The 15,849-nt window shown below is 54.0% G+C and carries 13 protein-coding genes; 1 reads left to right on the top strand and 12 read right to left on the bottom strand.

Going from position 1 to position 15,849, the window contains the following annotated elements; translation table 11 throughout:
* Nucleotides 1–155 precede the first annotated feature (155 nt).
* Complete coding sequence (locus KIH39_RS19545; protein WP_213494908.1) at nucleotides 156–569, top strand: hypothetical protein; 414 nt, start codon at nucleotides 156–158, stop codon at nucleotides 567–569.
* 113 nt (nucleotides 570–682) lie between these two features.
* Here the strand turns inward: KIH39_RS19545 and KIH39_RS19540 are convergent, their stop codons facing one another.
* From KIH39_RS19540 to KIH39_RS19485, 12 genes are all read right to left on the bottom strand, one after another.
* A complete protein-coding gene (locus KIH39_RS19540; protein WP_213494907.1) occupies nucleotides 683–2,053 on the bottom strand; it encodes a TlpA family protein disulfide reductase in 1,371 nt (456 codons plus the stop codon).
* Between the two features lie 254 nt (nucleotides 2,054–2,307).
* A complete protein-coding gene (locus tag KIH39_RS19535; RefSeq protein ID WP_213494906.1) occupies nucleotides 2,308–3,402 on the bottom strand; it encodes an HlyD family secretion protein in 1,095 nt (364 codons plus the stop codon).
* Nucleotides 3,395–4,147, bottom strand: a complete 753-nt coding sequence (locus tag KIH39_RS19530) for an ABC transporter ATP-binding protein (RefSeq protein ID WP_246539351.1) — start codon at nucleotides 4,145–4,147, stop codon at nucleotides 3,395–3,397. Before KIH39_RS19530 ends, KIH39_RS19535 begins: the two co-directional genes overlap by 8 nt.
* Before the next feature lie 2 nt (nucleotides 4,148–4,149).
* Nucleotides 4,150–5,289: an ABC transporter permease gene (locus KIH39_RS19525; protein ID WP_213494905.1), complete on the bottom strand. Its 1,140-nt coding sequence runs from the start codon at nucleotides 5,287–5,289 to the stop codon at nucleotides 4,150–4,152.
* Nucleotides 5,290–5,316: 27 nt separating this feature from the next.
* Nucleotides 5,317–6,510, bottom strand: a complete 1,194-nt coding sequence (locus KIH39_RS19520) for a baeRF3 domain-containing protein (protein WP_213494904.1) — start codon at nucleotides 6,508–6,510, stop codon at nucleotides 5,317–5,319.
* Nucleotides 6,511–6,741: 231 nt separating this feature from the next.
* Nucleotides 6,742–7,128: a TraR/DksA family transcriptional regulator gene (locus KIH39_RS19515; protein ID WP_213494903.1), complete on the bottom strand. Its 387-nt coding sequence runs from the start codon at nucleotides 7,126–7,128 to the stop codon at nucleotides 6,742–6,744.
* Between the two features lie 12 nt (nucleotides 7,129–7,140).
* Complete coding sequence (locus KIH39_RS19510; protein WP_213494902.1) at nucleotides 7,141–9,084, bottom strand: pyruvate kinase; 1,944 nt, start codon at nucleotides 9,082–9,084, stop codon at nucleotides 7,141–7,143.
* An 88-nt stretch (nucleotides 9,085–9,172) separates the two neighbouring features.
* Complete coding sequence (locus KIH39_RS19505; RefSeq protein WP_213494901.1) at nucleotides 9,173–9,970, bottom strand: hybrid sensor histidine kinase/response regulator; 798 nt, start codon at nucleotides 9,968–9,970, stop codon at nucleotides 9,173–9,175.
* A 257-nt stretch (nucleotides 9,971–10,227) separates the two neighbouring features.
* Complete coding sequence (locus KIH39_RS19500) at nucleotides 10,228–12,636, bottom strand: phosphoketolase family protein (RefSeq protein ID WP_213494900.1); 2,409 nt, start codon at nucleotides 12,634–12,636, stop codon at nucleotides 10,228–10,230.
* A 45-nt stretch (nucleotides 12,637–12,681) separates the two neighbouring features.
* The gene (locus KIH39_RS19495) at nucleotides 12,682–13,896 is read right to left on the bottom strand and encodes an acetate/propionate family kinase (protein ID WP_246539350.1); all 1,215 of its coding nucleotides are present in this window, start codon (nucleotides 13,894–13,896) and stop codon (nucleotides 12,682–12,684) included.
* A 210-nt stretch (nucleotides 13,897–14,106) separates the two neighbouring features.
* Entirely contained in the window at nucleotides 14,107–15,354 is a 1,248-nt protein-coding gene (locus KIH39_RS19490) for an SRPBCC domain-containing protein (protein ID WP_213494899.1), read from the bottom strand.
* Nucleotides 15,351–15,728, bottom strand: coding sequence for an ArsR/SmtB family transcription factor (locus KIH39_RS19485; protein ID WP_213494898.1), 378 nt, complete (start codon nucleotides 15,726–15,728; stop codon nucleotides 15,351–15,353). The genes KIH39_RS19490 and KIH39_RS19485 overlap by 4 nt, the downstream gene beginning before the upstream one ends.
* Between the last annotated feature and the right edge of the window lie 121 nt (nucleotides 15,729–15,849).

The following is a 15,849-nucleotide window of genomic DNA, read 5'->3' as shown; positions in this document are numbered from 1 at the left end:
TAAGGCAGCGGCTCAACCCGCTGCCTTAAAGCATTAAGTAGCGAGTTCATTGCTCCCCAAGTCCTTTCGACCGGTAACCACTATGTTGGGTGAATACTCGGCCTCACTTTCGAAAAAAACAGCCGAAGTTTCCGCCGCGCTGTGTCGGCTGCGGCATGTCTCCGTCCAGCCAGATCTTTCCCTATTCGGTCAACTCGTTTGGATTGGCGGATTGGGCGAACTGGTTACCGGGAAAGCGATTCCGGTTCGAAGTGCCGGTTTGTTGGAATTGTCACAAGGTAATCCGCCGATCGAAAACGCTTCGTATGCTGCTGGGGAATCTGGGATGTTTACTGGGAATTGTTGCGGGAGCCATTGTTTTGGTGGGGATTCCGCATGTAGGTAAGTGGGGACTCGCAGCCGCGTTGGGGATTGGTTCCCTGTTTATGCTTCCTTATTTTCTGTACGACATACTATCCAAAGATCTAGTCCGTGTCCGCGTTCTCAAAGAAGAGCTCTACTTCGATTTTAACAATAGGGAGTACTGCAAGGAATTTGAGATGATGAATGGGGCTGCATCGGGCAGATAAGGTGATTTTCTATATGCCAATCCACTAGCGACTGGCATAACCCGGCAATATGACGATCTGCCAATTTCCCAGACCGAACGAATCCAGTCTGGGTCAATCAATGTCGGCAGTAATCACTCCGCCAAAAGTTCCCGGATGGTTTTGCCCACTTCCTCGCGTAAAGTCTTGCTGTAACCGACGTGGATGTCGCGCACAATGCCCTTCTTATCGATGATGACTAAACTCGGGAATCCCCGTACACCGAAGTGCTTACTCATTTCGTGTTCGACTCGAAGAGTCCGGTACTTCAAAGCCATTTCTTTTACAACAAACTCGGCGTCTTCCTTATTGCTATCGGTATTCATGCCCAGGATAGCGACCGGTTTGTCGGCGAAATCAGCCGTGAGCTGATTCATCTGGGGCATGGCTTTGACACACCAGCCGCAGCCGCGATACCAGAAGTCGAGAATCACGACTTTGCCGCGCATTTTATTCAACTCGAATGCCTTCGCTTCCAGATCGTCGGCCTTGAACTCGTGAGCCGGTTTTCCGACAATCTTGGCTCGAGTAGTCGCCTCCTCGACGTAATAATTCGTCATTCGATCATGCTCTTCGATCTTCTTCTCCAGGTCCTTCTTCAAATCGGCCTGATTGATACTTGCCAGGGCGTTCTTGAGAATCTCCTTCCCTTTCCCCAGAGATTCTTTGCATTTTTCCGGTTCCAGTTTCGCGGCGGCCGTGGTCAGTTCTTCGTATTTCTCCAAAGACTTGAAATAGTTGTCCGTATCGGCAGTCAACTTGGTCAGTTCGGCCTCGGGAAGAGTTTTTTGCGAGGTCAGTTCGCCGGTTCCCGTTCCCTTGCCATTGAAGCCGTAACCTTGTTTGGTTGTAACTTCAAAATTGGAGATAAATCCCGATTTCGCATCAAATGTATATGTGATCGTTTTGGAGGAAAGATAGATCTTGGAGAATAGATCCGTCTGGGTCACTACGAATCTATTGCCATTAGGTTTTGCGGAAATCGTCGAATCTTCCTCGGTGGTGTTCCATCCCGACTGGGCTTCCTTCAAATCTTTGGGTAGCCGGGGAAACATCATTTCTGGACTGCCGTGATATTGAATGGTCGAGTTCGGGAGAATCCGGCCATCCGTAAACATGTCTACATAAACAACAGAATTGCTCGTCTGCCCGCCCCACTCTTTACCCTCTCGGACTTGGGTGAACTTACTGACATTCCGATGCAAAATTCGAAAACTCCCATCCGAATTTTTTCGGAGTACCCACAGAGTATCTTTATCCGTCGTTAAATGTTCGCCTTGAGCTTTTCCTTCTCCATACTTGAAGCTAGATCGTGAGAAATAGTTCAATTCGATTCCCGGTGTCAGCTTGTAGCGAGGGAGTGAAGCACTCTCGGCAGAGGGAGTCGTGCTTTTCGCCGGATCATCGGCCTTTAGAGAAGAGATAATCAGGGCAGTCAGAAGAGAAGCGTACAGAATTCGGGACATGGCTGGCACTCCTTGTTGGATGCAGTCAATCGTTCGCATTGTAACTCGCGGGTAAGTGCAATCCCAGTTTTCGAATTTTTAAGGTTCGCGAAAAAACGCGAACCCCCCAGACATTGAGAGGACGCCGGCGGGGAAGGATTGTTTCAGAAGAGGGGAGTGCACATCTCGATCTCAAACTATCGATTTGTGCAGCGGATTCTCAAAAATTCAAAGGGTAAAAGAATCCGATCTTACAATCATTCAGTCCCTTTTGATCACTCGCTCACCTTTTTCGTATCGATGAACACATCCACGATCTGGCCGACCAGCATTTTGCCATCTATTGGCCGCTTCGGGTCGGTCTCAATCGCATAAATCAACTGGACCACACGGGTATCGACCCGTTCCGTATTAATGCCGGTCAGGGACACTTTAGGTACGACATAGGGCTCAAGACGCACGAATCTTAAAGGGATATTCTGCTGCTTGATGTCGCCGCGAATTTTCGCTGTCGCAGGGGCATTGAGAATCAAACGGGGCAAATCTTCTTCATCGATGCTCACGCGCACATGGAGCGGTTTGAGATTACCCATCAAGATCAGCGATTGGCTACCCATCGTCGAAACATATTCGCCGGCGCGGATATTCAACTGCAAAATGGTGCCGTCGGACGGGGCTCGAACTTGCAGCAGGGCCAGATTGGTCTTCGCCTGATCGAGTTGAGCCTGCGCCTGTGCGACGCTGGTTTGCGCGATTTTGATATCGGGCGCCCACGCTCCCGCCTTCAACAAAGCCAAGTTGGCTTTCGCGACACCGAGTAAAGCCACGGCATTATTGTAAGCCTGCAAATCGGCAACCCGCTGCTGCTCCGCGATGGCAGTGCTAGGCGGAATCGCCTTGTCCCGTTCCATTTGATCTTTGGTGGATTTCACATTGGCGACCGCCGCTTCAATCTGAGCTTCCAGAGGCGGAATTTCTTCTTTGCGCGGCTGCAATTCCAATTTTCGCAACTGCGCCTGAGCGGCTTCCAGGTTGGCCTGACTGACTTTCACCTGAGCTTCCATCTGCCGTTTATCCAGCTCGAACAGCAGGTCACCCTCTTTGACTTCCTGTTGCATCCGAACATAGATTTTGTCGACCGCCCCCGCCAATTGCGAACCGATGGAAATCACACTGGTACCGCTGGCTTCCGAATTCGATTCGATCATCCCAACACCCGCGACGGTATTGCCAAAGGGGGATAGCGATGGGCTGACGGGCGGATGCCCTTCAGGTTCCGGTTTCTGCATGGCCAGGGCGTGCAGGAGGGCGAATATTCCAAAGGCTACGGCCAGCATCGGAAACACATATTTGGTCAATTTGTTAAGCATGAACCACCTCATGTTTCGTCTGAAGCAATTGCGGATCGACCGACTGGCGCTTTTCACCTTGCACGCGACCATCTTCCAGAGTGATGATGCGATCGGCAAAATCGAACACACGCGGATCGTGCGTGACCACCAGGGCGACGCGATTGGGTTGCATCGCCACCGAGCGAATCAGCTGCATAATGGCGTGCCCGGAAGCCGCGTCGACGGCCGAGGTCGGTTCATCGCAAACCAACAGTCGAGGTTCGTGGACCAAACCCCGGGCGATAGCCACGCGCTGTTGTTGGCCACCGGACATTTGCGAGGGGAGACTGTGCAATCGATCTCCGAGGCCAACCGCTTTTAACACGGCAGCCGATTTTTCGATCGCGGCCGCTTTGGACCAGCCATTGATGACTAGCGGCACCGAGACATTTTCCGCGGCCGTTAAAGAAGGAAGCAGATTGAACTGTTGAAAGACGAAGCCGATATTTTTGGCGCGAAAGTCAGTGACCTCTTTTTTGGAAAGCTGGGTGAGCTCCGTGCCGAACACGGAAACTTGCCCGGCCGTCGGGTTCAGCGTCCCGGCCATGATCGAGATCAGCGTCGTTTTGCCGCAGCCGCTGGGTCCGACCAGGAGAGTCAATTCTCCCGGTTGGATTTCGACTTCGATACCCCGCAACGCCAGGACGCGCGAGGGGCCGCTGCTGTACTCTTTGGTCAGAGCCCGGCACTTCACTCCTTCAGCACTAGTGTCCTGGGTTCGCATGCTTAACCTTGGAAAACTATACTCGGTTCGAGAACCAGCACTTTGTGGATGCTGAGGAAGCTGGCGAGCAGTGAAATAAAGACCATCGCCAGGGCCGTGATGCCAAGGACCTGCCAGGGCAGGAAAAAGGCCAGCAGCGGCATGCTTTTCACCGCGAACATGCCGTAGAGAGTTGCCAGGCCGATACCTAACCCGAAACCGATGCCGCCGACGATAGAAGCTTGGATCAGAATCATGCCGACGATCCGGCGATCGCTCATTCCCATCGCCTTGAGGGCGCCAAATTGCTTGATATTTTCGACTGTGAACAGATAAAACGTCTGACCGGCGATCGCGCAGCCCACCAGAAAAGCGAGAATCACCGTGGTTCCAAAATTCACCGGAATGCCGGTGTGGGCCAGATAGTAGAACATCGTTAATTTGCCGAAGCCTTGATTAGTCAGCGCTTTTAACCCCGTTTGTTCGTGAATAGACCGAGCTACCTGTTCGGGCGGAATATCGGGTTCACATTTGGCGAGCACGAACGGCATCATCCGGCGGGCCGGCGGAACGAACAGGGTCGCCTGACTGAAGCGGGTGTAGACGACCGGCATGGTCATGAAAGTTTGGGAAGCTCGAAAGACGCCGACAACGACCGCCCGCCGATCATTCATCTCGATCACTTTGCCTGTGTGGATGGGTTCGTTGGGCCACATCTGTTTAAAGCCCGCTTCGTCCACGAGAATGGCATCGGGATTTTGCAGATCGCCGATATCGCCGACAATTAAATCGATCGGTACGCCGGTCAGGCTGCTGTCATCCACACCCATCAGAATGAGCTGCTGATATTTGCCCGATTCGAGTTGGGCCTGGCCGGAACCGCGATAGAGATTCACGGCCCAGGCGACGCCAGGAACGCTGCGAACGCGAAAGACATCGTTATCGGAAATGGCTTTGACGTCGTCGAAGTAGCGGACTTCCGGATTCATGACCCAGATATCCGCACCGCGGGTGTCGCGAATCATACCGGTGGTTCGCAGCATCACGCCGCAAAAAATGGCGCTTTGCTCGGTGATCAAAAAGCAGGCGAAGGTGATGCCGAAGATCAGAGCGAAGTATTTGCTACGATCTCCCATCAGCATTTTCACGGCTATCCAGGTCACGGTTCAACTACTTTCCATCCAAAGGCTTTAGACCGAATTTTTCTCGACGCGTTTCGCTCGCGACTGGGCATTGTTCAAGCCGGCGTAGAAATAAACTCCCACGACCGGCGAACCGTCGAAGAACTTTTGAGGAGCCACGCTATGCACGGCGTGGTTGTGCTGCAGCGTGTAGATGGCCGCGAGGTTGCCGAGCTCGGCATCGCCCGGTTCCGGTGTCTGGTGCACTTCCACGGTTTGGGTCTGGGCATCGTAATTACCCCAGATGTCCTGATCAGGGACCAGGAGTAACGATTGCAGGTTGCCTTGCTTAGCAGCCGGGAGGATCACGTCCAGTTCCGGGGTCGTCAAGCCGGAGCCGGCCCATTCGTGAAACTTCGCTACAGCTTTTGTTGTCCGCGCTTCAAAGATCGGTTCCACTAACGGAAGCGCACGAGATTGTAATTCAGTTGCATTCCAATGAGCGGGATTTCCCGCTATACCCTGGTTGAGCAGATGGGGATATTTGCTGGCTTCCCGATAGATCGGCAACATGTATTCGACTGTAGCGACGATCAAAGGCGCTTGGGAATTCCCGAGATAGCCGCAAATCGAATGATCGATCTTCTGGAAGAAGTGCAGCAGTTCTTTCTTTCGAGTGTCGTCGCCGCCCTGGCTGTGGAAGACCGCGTGCATGGCTTTGCCCGCCGCATCGTGATGGGTGTGGAGGTTCAGCAGATTTTCATGTTCGTGATTCTGATTCGCCTCCGCCTTGCTGGTCGGAGCCCCCGGCTTCAATTCGTGCACGGCATGTCGCGTGGCTTCCAGAAGTCGAACGTGATTCTGACTCAAAGCCAGAATGTAAAAGCGGCCATCGTCCTGCACCCAGGGAATCAGCGGCTTGATATAGAACGAGTGGGAGACTTGCGTTTTTTCGGCGAAAGGAAACGGTAGGCGATACGCACGCAGGAACTCGGGAGCGATAAATAGAGCCAATCCCTCCGAAGTATACTTCCAGAATTCCTCGTCTTTCAAAAGGGAATAAGCCGGGTCCAGAAGGCTATCCCTTTGTTCGGCCGGGCAATTCCAGGCAGTCAGTTGCCGCTCGGCGTTTTCGAGCAGGTGCTTCCAGTGACTGAGGTCGAGGCCTTTGCCGCCTTTCTGAGTGGGGGCATAGATCGAAACGCAGGGAGCATTCCGATCGGCAATCAGTTCCTTAAGATCGGAGTTTTTGAAAATATCCATAAAGGATCCTATCGATCTGGAGTTATTAAAATCCCGGTATCCAGGTGCACGGGCTTCGCACTCGCAATTGCAAGCTTCGTACCTGTTCAAATAATTCTCAATTGCTTGGGGAAATGCATTTTTCGACGATAAAGCGCGGCAAGTGGCTAGACAGAGTGGATAACTATTTATCACTAAAAATGGAGGTCGGACTCAATGAACGGAGCCCGACCTATCGCAGTCAGATCGAGTTTAAGCTCGTACGAAATTTTCCGCCGCTTCGCAGTGCAGACAGCGTCGGGCGTAAGGCAGAGCGTTTAAACGGCGTTTGCTGATCGGCTTACTGCAGTGCTCGCAAATTCCGTATGTTCCCTGTTCGATTCGATCGAGTGCGGATTGAATTTCCCGATCCATGTCCTGTTCAATGCGCAGCGATCCCAATGTCACTTCATCATCGCCCTGGTGGCCACGCAGATCGTTGATCTCACTCGAAAGAGGATCGACCGTTGTTTCGCGCGAGCTATCCACCGTTTCGTGTGTCAGTTCCCGATCGAGTTCCGACTGAAGTTGACGGTTATGGGAGACCATTTTTTGCAGGCGAAGCTGCAAGTTTTTCACTTCCTGAGTATTCAACCTCATAGCTGGGCCCTTTCATTTAACAGTTTGTGGTGGTTCCTCCAGCACTGTTTGCAAATCCTGGGCCTGTTTCGTGGCTAGTGAAAAAAGATCGGCCACATTGAGTCGACGCAACTGAGCTCGCTTTTTAAATTGATGCGCTTGCATTCGCATCAGAATATTGGCCAACAGTTGCACCGCTTCGCGAATGTGCGGCCCTTTGTTGAGCATCACGCACTCCGCCCGCTCGCCCATGGCGGCATCGGTGATTTCCGCTCGGGAGGGCCGGCCGGTCTTGGCCAGATTTTCCAGAACTTGTGTGGCCCAGATCACCGGAACGTGTGCGGCTTCACACACCCACAGGATTTCTTCCTGCACTTCCGCGAGTCTTTCAAAGCCGCACTCCACGGCCAGATCACCGCGAGCGATCATCACTCCCAGGTGCTTGGAGCGCATGGCCGTCAGGATCAGCAGGGGGAGGTGCTCGAAGGCCCGCTTGGTTTCGATCTTCAGGACAATGCCCAGATGAGAACCGCCGCACTCGCCCAGATGTTTTTGCAGCGAGCGAACATCCTCGGCATCGTTCACAAACGAATAGCCAACGAGATCCGCATGCGAGGCCACGAAGCGCAAATCCTCAATATCTTTCTCGGTCAAAGCAGGCAGTCGGATATGCGTATCGGGTAAATTAATTCCTTTGTCCGCCCCCAGTTCATCGCCCCCGGGAGAGGTCTGGGTGATTTCGATGTCGATCGTCTCGGCGTGCACCTTGTGAATGACACCGCCAATTTTTCCGTCATCGAACCAGATCGATTCCCCTTCCTGAACGTCTTCGAAGATCTGCGGTAGTGTGCAACTGATGCGGGCGGGCAATTTTTTACCGGTATCCGGATCGACCTTGGCCGCCGTACCAGGAAGAATGTCCTTCCGCATCACCAGAATATCGCCTTTATTCAAGTGGATCCGCACGGGCTTCTCGGGCAGTTCACCTACCAAGCCGAGGTGCTTACTCTCCTTGCGACTTTCCGGCTTTTTGTGGAGCAGGTGGAGCTTGGTTCCGGTGGTCAGGTAACAGGTGCTATTCGATTCGGCCCAGACTCCCTGTACGGTGACCCGACTGACTTTGAGAGAACGCTTTTTTCGTCGGCTATCCCGGAATTCGATGCGATCACCCCGCCGGATTTTTTTCAACCAGTCGAGGGGAACTGGAATCTGTGCGTCGGGGGCTGACTCATCGGCTTTGAGTCTCGGCGGCTTCGGATGCTCCGAGGCCCAGAGCCAGACGCGGGCCGGGGCGGTGACTCTTCCGAGCTCGTTGCGATGCGGACGGAACTTCACAACGCGCGGGCCTTCTCCCATCGGGCCGGTGCGCAGCTTCGGACCTGCTAAATCCATAAGTATTCGACATTCCAAACCGAGTTCTTCTCGCGCTTTCTTCAGGTGTTCGATCATTTTGCCCCAAATTTCCTGATCGTCGTGGGCGCAATTGATCCGCATGCAATCCATGCCCTGCGCGAGCAGATCGCGGATCAAGTTATAATCGGTAGCGGCTTCGCCTGGCATAGTGACCATAATGCGAACCAGTCGGTCGCCGCGCGGCGAGCCGAGAAGTTCCCGGGTATGCTCGTCCAGTAGTGCCCGAGCCTGGGCATTGCTCAGGTGCGAACCGCTGAATTCTTCGTTTTTATCGCCGACCATTCGACTCAGATGCAGCAGCACCTTGTCGAGATTGGCGAGTACGGAACCTTCCGAACGACCCAGCGAAGATAAACCCAATGCGGTCAATGATTCCTGAATTTCCCGCAGATCGTTGCGCCGCAGGGCGATGTAATGCAATAGGTTGAGAGCGCTGAGCGTATAAGAGGGGGATATCTGACCGAGCGAACCGCCGAGATCGTTTTCGAGCTGAATGAGATCGCTGCGCAGATGCTTCAATTTCAGAAGAAGCCCTTCCGGGTGCATTTCTCGGGGCTCGGCCATGGCACAATCTCCCATTCGCGCTCGCTAGTATCCGCGGCGAGGCACTTCTTTTTTTTACGAAGAACGCTTTAGGCCACGCGTCCTAAATCTAGCGGGGTTTGCTGGGTCGATCTTCCCCGGAATCGCCTGGAGCGCGTTTGGAAGGACCGGAAATTTTCGAACTGAGCATTTTTCGTACAAAGGAAACCACTTCTTCCACGGCATCCGTCGGCATCAGATAAACATCCAGCATGAGTGTGGGGATGTGGATGACCGCATCGGAAGTTTTGCCGGCGAAACCGCAGTAGAGTGTGCAGACGGTGGGATGGAGCTCTTCCTGGTCCATCGCCTCGACGACCCCGGCGATCCCTCCCCAGAGTAGCCGATCGCTCAACACCAGAATTTCGGTCGGTTGCTTGCGAAGAATTTCCAGACATTCCAGACCGTTCTTGGCCATACAGACCCGGAACCCATTGCGTCGGAGGCGGTTGGCGGATTCGCTGCGCCAGAAATCGTCGCTTCCCGCGATCAGGACATTCGACCCCGATCCCGGGAACTGATCAGATTTAGCCATTTTGTTCGGCTTCCCGTGAGCGACCATCCATTCCCTCAGGAGAAGTAATGGAAAATAGTTGACCGGCTGCGATAAGCCGGTGGGCTTTATGACCGACACACCTTGAGTGGAAATGGGGAAACGGGAACTTTTGCGGAGCGATTCTGCCAGTAGCTGTTTGTCGTAAAAACTGTTCGCTTGACCAAAAACTTCGATGACGCCTTTTCGCAGGGCCAGATGAAGATTTTTGATTCCATTGCAATGTTTTTGCTCCAGATCGCACTGCAAGCGAAATAGCCAGTCCTGGGGCGGTTTCAAAGCGGGAATACGAGAGATATCGTCTAAGCGCGTCATCGAGTAAGTCAACCAACAGCTTATTCATTGTCCGGAACGCGTCGCCAATATCAAGGCAGCAATTGTGCCAAAGTAGCAAGTCGGAAAAGAAGTCTCTAGGCTCGAAAAAACAGCATTTTGATTGCTAGATATCAGAAATTGATCACTCGATATTGGAAAGCGAATAGACAGCGCGAAAAAAATAGCGCCCATATAAATTTCGCATTAGCTCTCAATACATTCTAGAGCTAATGACTTATTAGATTTCGCGATGATTTTTACACGTTATCGGCGGAGGTATCTCCGCGGCCCGGCTTGCCCGCAGCTCGACCACTCCATTGCCAGTTCAGAATCTCCGGCAAGTCGATCCCATGTTCGGTAATGTACTTTCGATGCTCTACCAGTTTTCCCAGGATATAGGAAACGGTACTCTGAGCCTGATCCCGCAATCCGGGAACGCGGTGGATGACATCGAGCACGAGATTGTAACGGTCGATCTGATTCAGCACGCACATATCGAACGGCGTGGTGGTGGTGCCCTCTTCCTTGTAGCCACGCACGTGCAGATTACCGTGATTAGTTCGGCGATAGGTCAAGCGGTGAATCAGCCACGGGTAGCCGTGGAAAGCGAAAATCACCGGTTTGTCCCGAGTGAACAATTGATCGAATTCGCCATCCGATAACCCGTGCGGATGTTCGCTCGCCGGCTGCAGTTTCATCAGGTCGACGACGTTAACCAGCCGCACTTTCAACTTCGGTAGCTGCTCGCGTATCAGAGCAATGGCCGCCAAAGCTTCCAGGGTGGGCACATCGCCACTGCAGCCGATAATCACATCGGGTTCGGTGCCGTTATCATTCGAAGCCCACTCCCAGATGCCGATCCCTTTCGTACAGTGCTCGGCGGCTTCCTCCATGGTCAGCCAGACCGGGGCCGGTTGCTTCCCGGCCACAACTACGTTCACATAATTCCGGCTGCGCAGACAGTGGTTGGTCACGCTCAACAGACAGTTGGCATCGGGCGGCAGATAGACGCGCACGACTTCCGCCTTCTTGTTGATCACGTGATCCAGAAAGCCGGGATCCTGATGGCTGAAGCCATTGTGGTCCTGCCGCCAGACGTGCGAACTCAACAGATAGTTCAGGCTTCCGATCGGTTTGCGCCAGGCGATGTCGCGGCTGACTTTCAACCACTTGGCGTGCTGGTTGAACATCGAATCGACGATGTGAACAAAGGCCTCGTAGCAGGAGAAGAAGCCGTGCCGACCCGTTAGTAGGTAACCCTCCAGCCAGCCCTGGCACTGATGCTCCGAGAGCATTTCCATGCCGCGGCCTTCGGGGGACTCCTGAGTGCCATCTTTGGGATCGATAATCCCATCGAAGGCGCGATCGGTCACCTCCAGAACATCCTGCCAGCGATTGGAAGCCAGTTCATCCGGGCTGAATAAGCGGAAATTCCTCGCCTCCGCATTCCGCTTCATCACATCCCGTAGAAACATTCCCTGCACGCGGGTGGCTTCCGAATTGGTATCGCCCGGCTGACCGATTTTCACTTCGTACTTTTTGAAATCGGGAAGTTGAAGGTCCTTCAGGAGTATGCCGCCGTTGGCATGGGGATTGGCCCCCATGCGTCGGGTGCCCTGGGGAGCCAGAGCGGCCAGTTCCGGTTTGAAGGCGCCCTTCTCGTCGAAAAGTTCTTCCGGGCGATAACTTTTCAGCCAGGTTTCCAGGGTTTTCAGATGCTCATCGGAACGCATATCCCCCATCGGCACCTGATGGCTGCGCCACGAACCTTCGGTGAGTTTACCGTCGATTTCCTTGGGGCAGGTCCAGCCTTTGGGAGTTTTCAGAACGATCATCGGCCAGACGGGGCGCTGGCGGTTACCTTTTTCGCGCGCTTCCCGTTGAATTCGCTGAATCTCCAGCACGGCGGATTCCAGGGCGATGGCGAAAGTGCGATGCACGATCATCGGATCATCGCCTTCGACGAAAATCGGGGCGTAGCCGTAGCCCTGAAAGAGCGACTGTAATTCCTCTTTGGGAATCCGCGAGAGCACCGTCGGGTTAGCGATCTTATAGCCGTTCAGATGCAGGATGGGCAGGACCGCGCCGTCCTGAGCCGGGTTGAGAAATTTGTTCGAATGCCAGGCGGTTGCCAAGGGGCCCGTTTCGGCTTCGCCATCCCCGACCACGCAGGCCACCAACAGATCGGGATTATCGAACGCGGCGCCGAAAGCGTGCGAGAGAGAATAGCCCAACTCCCCCCCTTCATGAATCGAACCGGGCGTCTCGGGAGTGCAATGGCTGCCGATGCCGCCGGGGAAGCTGAATTGTTTGAACAGCTTTTTCAGGCCGGCCTCGTCGCGGGAAATCTGAGGGTAAACTTCGGTATAGGTTCCTTCGAGATAGACGTTCGCGACAATCCCCGGCCCGCCATGCCCCGGCCCGGCAATGTACAGAACATTCAAATCGCGTTCCTGAATCAGTCGATTCAAATGCACGTAGACGAGATTCAAACCGGGCGTGGTGCCCCAGTGACCCAAGAGGCGCGGCTTGATGTGCTGATGCGTCAGCGGCGTTTTCAACAGCGGATTATCGAGCAGATAGATCTGGCCGATGGAGAGATAGTTGGCCGCTCGCCAATAAGCATCCATTTTTGCGAGAAATTCATCCGTAACCGGCGCGATCATTTTTTTGTTCCTCCCCCAGGAATTCCGAACGTTGTTCGAGGCGACTTAACGATTTTCCGCAATGAGCTTAAACGCTATTTTCGCGATCACACTCTCTTCATCGGTCGGGATCACCCGAACGATGACCGAGCTTTTTTCGGTTGAAATCACCGCGGCGTTCTTCGCATTCTCCACGGCGTCGAGTTCGACACCGAGGTATTTCAACCCCTCGCAAATCCGTCTACGCGCCTCCGGTGAGTGCTCGCCGATGCCGCCGGCGAAAACCAATGTTTCCAACCCGTCGAGCACTGCCGCGTAAGCGCCAATTTCTTTGCGAATCGTATAGCAGAACAATTCGACGGCTTCGGCCGCTCCCAGTTCGTGCTCCTGTCGGGAGAGTAAATCGCGCAGATCGGAGCTAGCGCCGGATACCCCTAGCAGTCCCGATTCTTTATTCACCAGCCGGTCCAGATCGCGCGGAGACAAATTCTCCGCTCGAGCCAGATGAATCAAAATCCCCGGATCGAGATCGCCGGTACGGGTGCCCATCATCAGGCCGCCGGTCGGTGTGAAACCCATCGTGGTATCCAGCGATTGTCCCCGATGCACGGCCGCCAGACTGCAGCCCGATCCGAGATGGGCGAGGAGGACTTTTCCTTGGCTCTCGGCACCATGCTGGCTGAGTGCTTCCATCAGGTAGGTGAAAGAGAGACCGTGAAAACCATAGCGATGAATGCCGCGATCCAGATACTTTCGGGGGATGGGCAACAATTTGGCCACGAGCGGCATATGGCGATGAAAGGCCGTGTCGAAGCAGGCGATTTGAGGAATTTCCGGCAGTCGCTGGCGAAGTGATTCGATCAGAGCGATTTCCGAGGGGAGATGATCGGGATCGAGAGGTACTACCGCTTTCAAGTCGGCCAGCAACTCTGCGCCGATCCGTTGCGGTTCCAGATGATCTGGTCCGCCATGTACAATCCGGTGGCCGATGCCCGAGAGCGAATGGAGAGGAAAGATCGCTTCCAACCGATCTAGAAGCAGTTCTAGAGCTTGCGGCGGTTTCATCTCCGGCACGGAAATCGATTCCGCTGGCTCGGAATGTTTTTGGATTTTCAGAATACTGTTAGGACTTCCGATGCGATCCACCGATCCGCTGAGTACTCGCCGTGGGGGCTCTCCCGATTCGAAGAGGGCGAATTTGATACTTGAGGAGCCTCCGTTGATTGTCAGCACGTGACTTATCGGAAGCAGGGCGGCGGGTGTCGAAGCGGAAGTAGTCACGATGGCGCGACCTCGAGGGAGGAATACGGGTTCACTCTATCAAACCTCATTATCCCCGATAGCGAATAATTGAAGAGTTTAAAATTCAAATTTGATGAGATTTGAACGGGAGAAGCGAAGTGGGACAGAATATGGGGCAATACGGGTAAAAGTGGGGAGCCCAACGCACGGAAAAGCGTTGGGCTCTAACTGAGGTTGACCAAATTTTGATCAAGCATGCTCGAATTCCATCATGTAAAAGTAGACTCCCTGAGGCGAGACCAGTCCACAGAAGCGGCCTACCCCCGGTGCCTGTTTCGTCGTCATGCAGATGTTGCCGCCCAGTTCGCGGGCAAGAGACTGACACTCATCCAGATTCTTCACCGTGAAGTATGTGGCCCAGTTCGACGGCATGCTCCCCATTTCCGGGGTGATCTGCAGCATCCCGGCCACCGCCACAGCCTCCTGGCGAAAAACCGTGTAAGGAATCGGTCCTCCCTGTACTGCTTCGGAGGTCCACCCGAACAGATCTGAATAAAACTTCGCGGCGACCACAGTTTCATTAGACATCAATTCGAACCAGCTCGGCGCGCCGATTTCGTTGGCATCTACTTCGGTACCCTGCATCTTTTTCGGTTCCCAGACATCGAAGCGACCGCCGGCGGGATCCTGGCAAACCACCATCCGGCCGGCATCAAAAACATCAAAGGGGGTCTGAGCTTTACCGCCGAGTTCGTTTACCCGGTCCTTGATGGCGTCGGCGTTTTCCACTTTCACCATCACGCCGATATGCGGCGGAGTGCCCGGCGGCGTTTGAGGCGAATGGATATCGAATATCCCGCCGATGTTCTTACCGGCCACCCGTATACCGTGTCCGACCCCCGGCATCTCGAAGAAGGTCCACTGCAACACTTTGCCGAAAAAGTCCCGCGCTTCGTCCGGTTGCGGTGTCAGCATATTGATCCAGCAGAACTGCCCCGGTTTGCGGAAGCCCTTCGTGCAAATCATACCTTCGAGCCGGTCGTAGCTGGCAGCAATACCTTTTTCCATACCCGATGCGATAGTTGCATCGCGGGCTTCTTTCGAAGGATACTTAACGATAATGCGCAGCAAGGTTTTCAGGCCGATTTCTTTTAAAGTCAAAGTGCAGTGCTGCTCCCCCGCCTGGGGTGCGCAGCCCAAATCGAAGCTTTCGGTCCGAACAATACGCTCGGGTGCCACAACTTCCAGATATTTACCGTGCATGGCCATTTGCATGTTATCCGGCCCGACCCAGACATAGCGAAATTCTCCCCCGACCTGCTGGTTTTCTTCGCACTGAGTCATCGTCCAGCCGGGTGGACCGAGTAGCCAGCGCTTCAGATACTCCGGTTTAGAGAGCGCGTTCCAGACGAGCTGGCGCGGGGCATCGAACTCCCGGGTGATCCGGATTTCACGATCCCCTTGAAGTTCCACTTGGAGTTGAGAGTTTGAATTCACTGGCGTTTCCTTTTCGAGGCATGAACACCCGGTTCCGTATCCTGGGCTTTCAGTTCTTCCAGCAGGGTGTCCAGGCGCTGGAAGTTTTCTTCCCAAACCTGGCGGTAGCCTTCCAGCCAGGCGCTGGCTTCCGCCAGCGGTTTTCCTTCAATGCGACACAGATGATTCCGACCGACCACACGGCGGCGAACCAGTTGAGCTCGCTCCAGTACGCGAATATGCTTTGAAGCAGCCGGGAACGACATCCGCAGCGGAGCGGACAATTCGCTCAGATTCTGCTCGCGATCGGTCAAGCGGCGCAGGATGGCCCGCCGGGCCGGGTGCGACAGAGCGTGAAAGACGCGATCCAATTTTGGAGATTTATCTAGAACCATTTGGTTTAGTATATCGACCTCGGAATAATTATAAACCATTCGGTTTAATATTTCCAAAATATGACAGACCGACATAGAGCGGAATTTCCGAAGCCTTCCAGAGGAGGTGAATCTGATAAAT

The organism is Telmatocola sphagniphila (assembly GCF_018398935.1).
GTDB lineage: Bacteria > Planctomycetota > Planctomycetia > Gemmatales > Gemmataceae > Telmatocola > Telmatocola sphagniphila.
The sequence above is the reverse complement of the archived record's forward strand: the minus strand, read 5'-3'. Positions and strand labels throughout refer to the sequence as shown.

Bases quoted from the DNA above. Each gene is read 5' to 3' on its own strand.
- KIH39_RS19545 (WP_213494908.1), top strand. From the start codon at position 156: ATGTCTCCGTCCAGCCAGATCTTTCCCTATTCGGTCAACTCGTTTGGA.
- KIH39_RS19540 (WP_213494907.1), bottom strand. From the start codon at position 2,053: ATGTCCCGAATTCTGTACGCTTCTCTTCTGACTGCCCTGATTATCTCT.
- KIH39_RS19535 (WP_213494906.1), bottom strand. From the start codon at position 3,402: ATGCTTAACAAATTGACCAAATATGTGTTTCCGATGCTGGCCGTAGCC.
- KIH39_RS19530 (WP_246539351.1), bottom strand. From the start codon at position 4,147: ATGCGAACCCAGGACACTAGTGCTGAAGGAGTGAAGTGCCGGGCTCTG.
- KIH39_RS19520 (WP_213494904.1), bottom strand. From the start codon at position 6,510: ATGGATATTTTCAAAAACTCCGATCTTAAGGAACTGATTGCCGATCGG.
- KIH39_RS19515 (WP_213494903.1), bottom strand. From the start codon at position 7,128: ATGAGGTTGAATACTCAGGAAGTGAAAAACTTGCAGCTTCGCCTGCAA.
- KIH39_RS19510 (WP_213494902.1), bottom strand. From the start codon at position 9,084: ATGGCCGAGCCCCGAGAAATGCACCCGGAAGGGCTTCTTCTGAAATTG.
- KIH39_RS19505 (WP_213494901.1), bottom strand. From the start codon at position 9,970: ATGACGCGCTTAGACGATATCTCTCGTATTCCCGCTTTGAAACCGCCC.
- KIH39_RS19500 (WP_213494900.1), bottom strand. From the start codon at position 12,636: ATGATCGCGCCGGTTACGGATGAATTTCTCGCAAAAATGGATGCTTAT.
- KIH39_RS19485 (WP_213494898.1), bottom strand. From the start codon at position 15,728: ATGGTTCTAGATAAATCTCCAAAATTGGATCGCGTCTTTCACGCTCTG.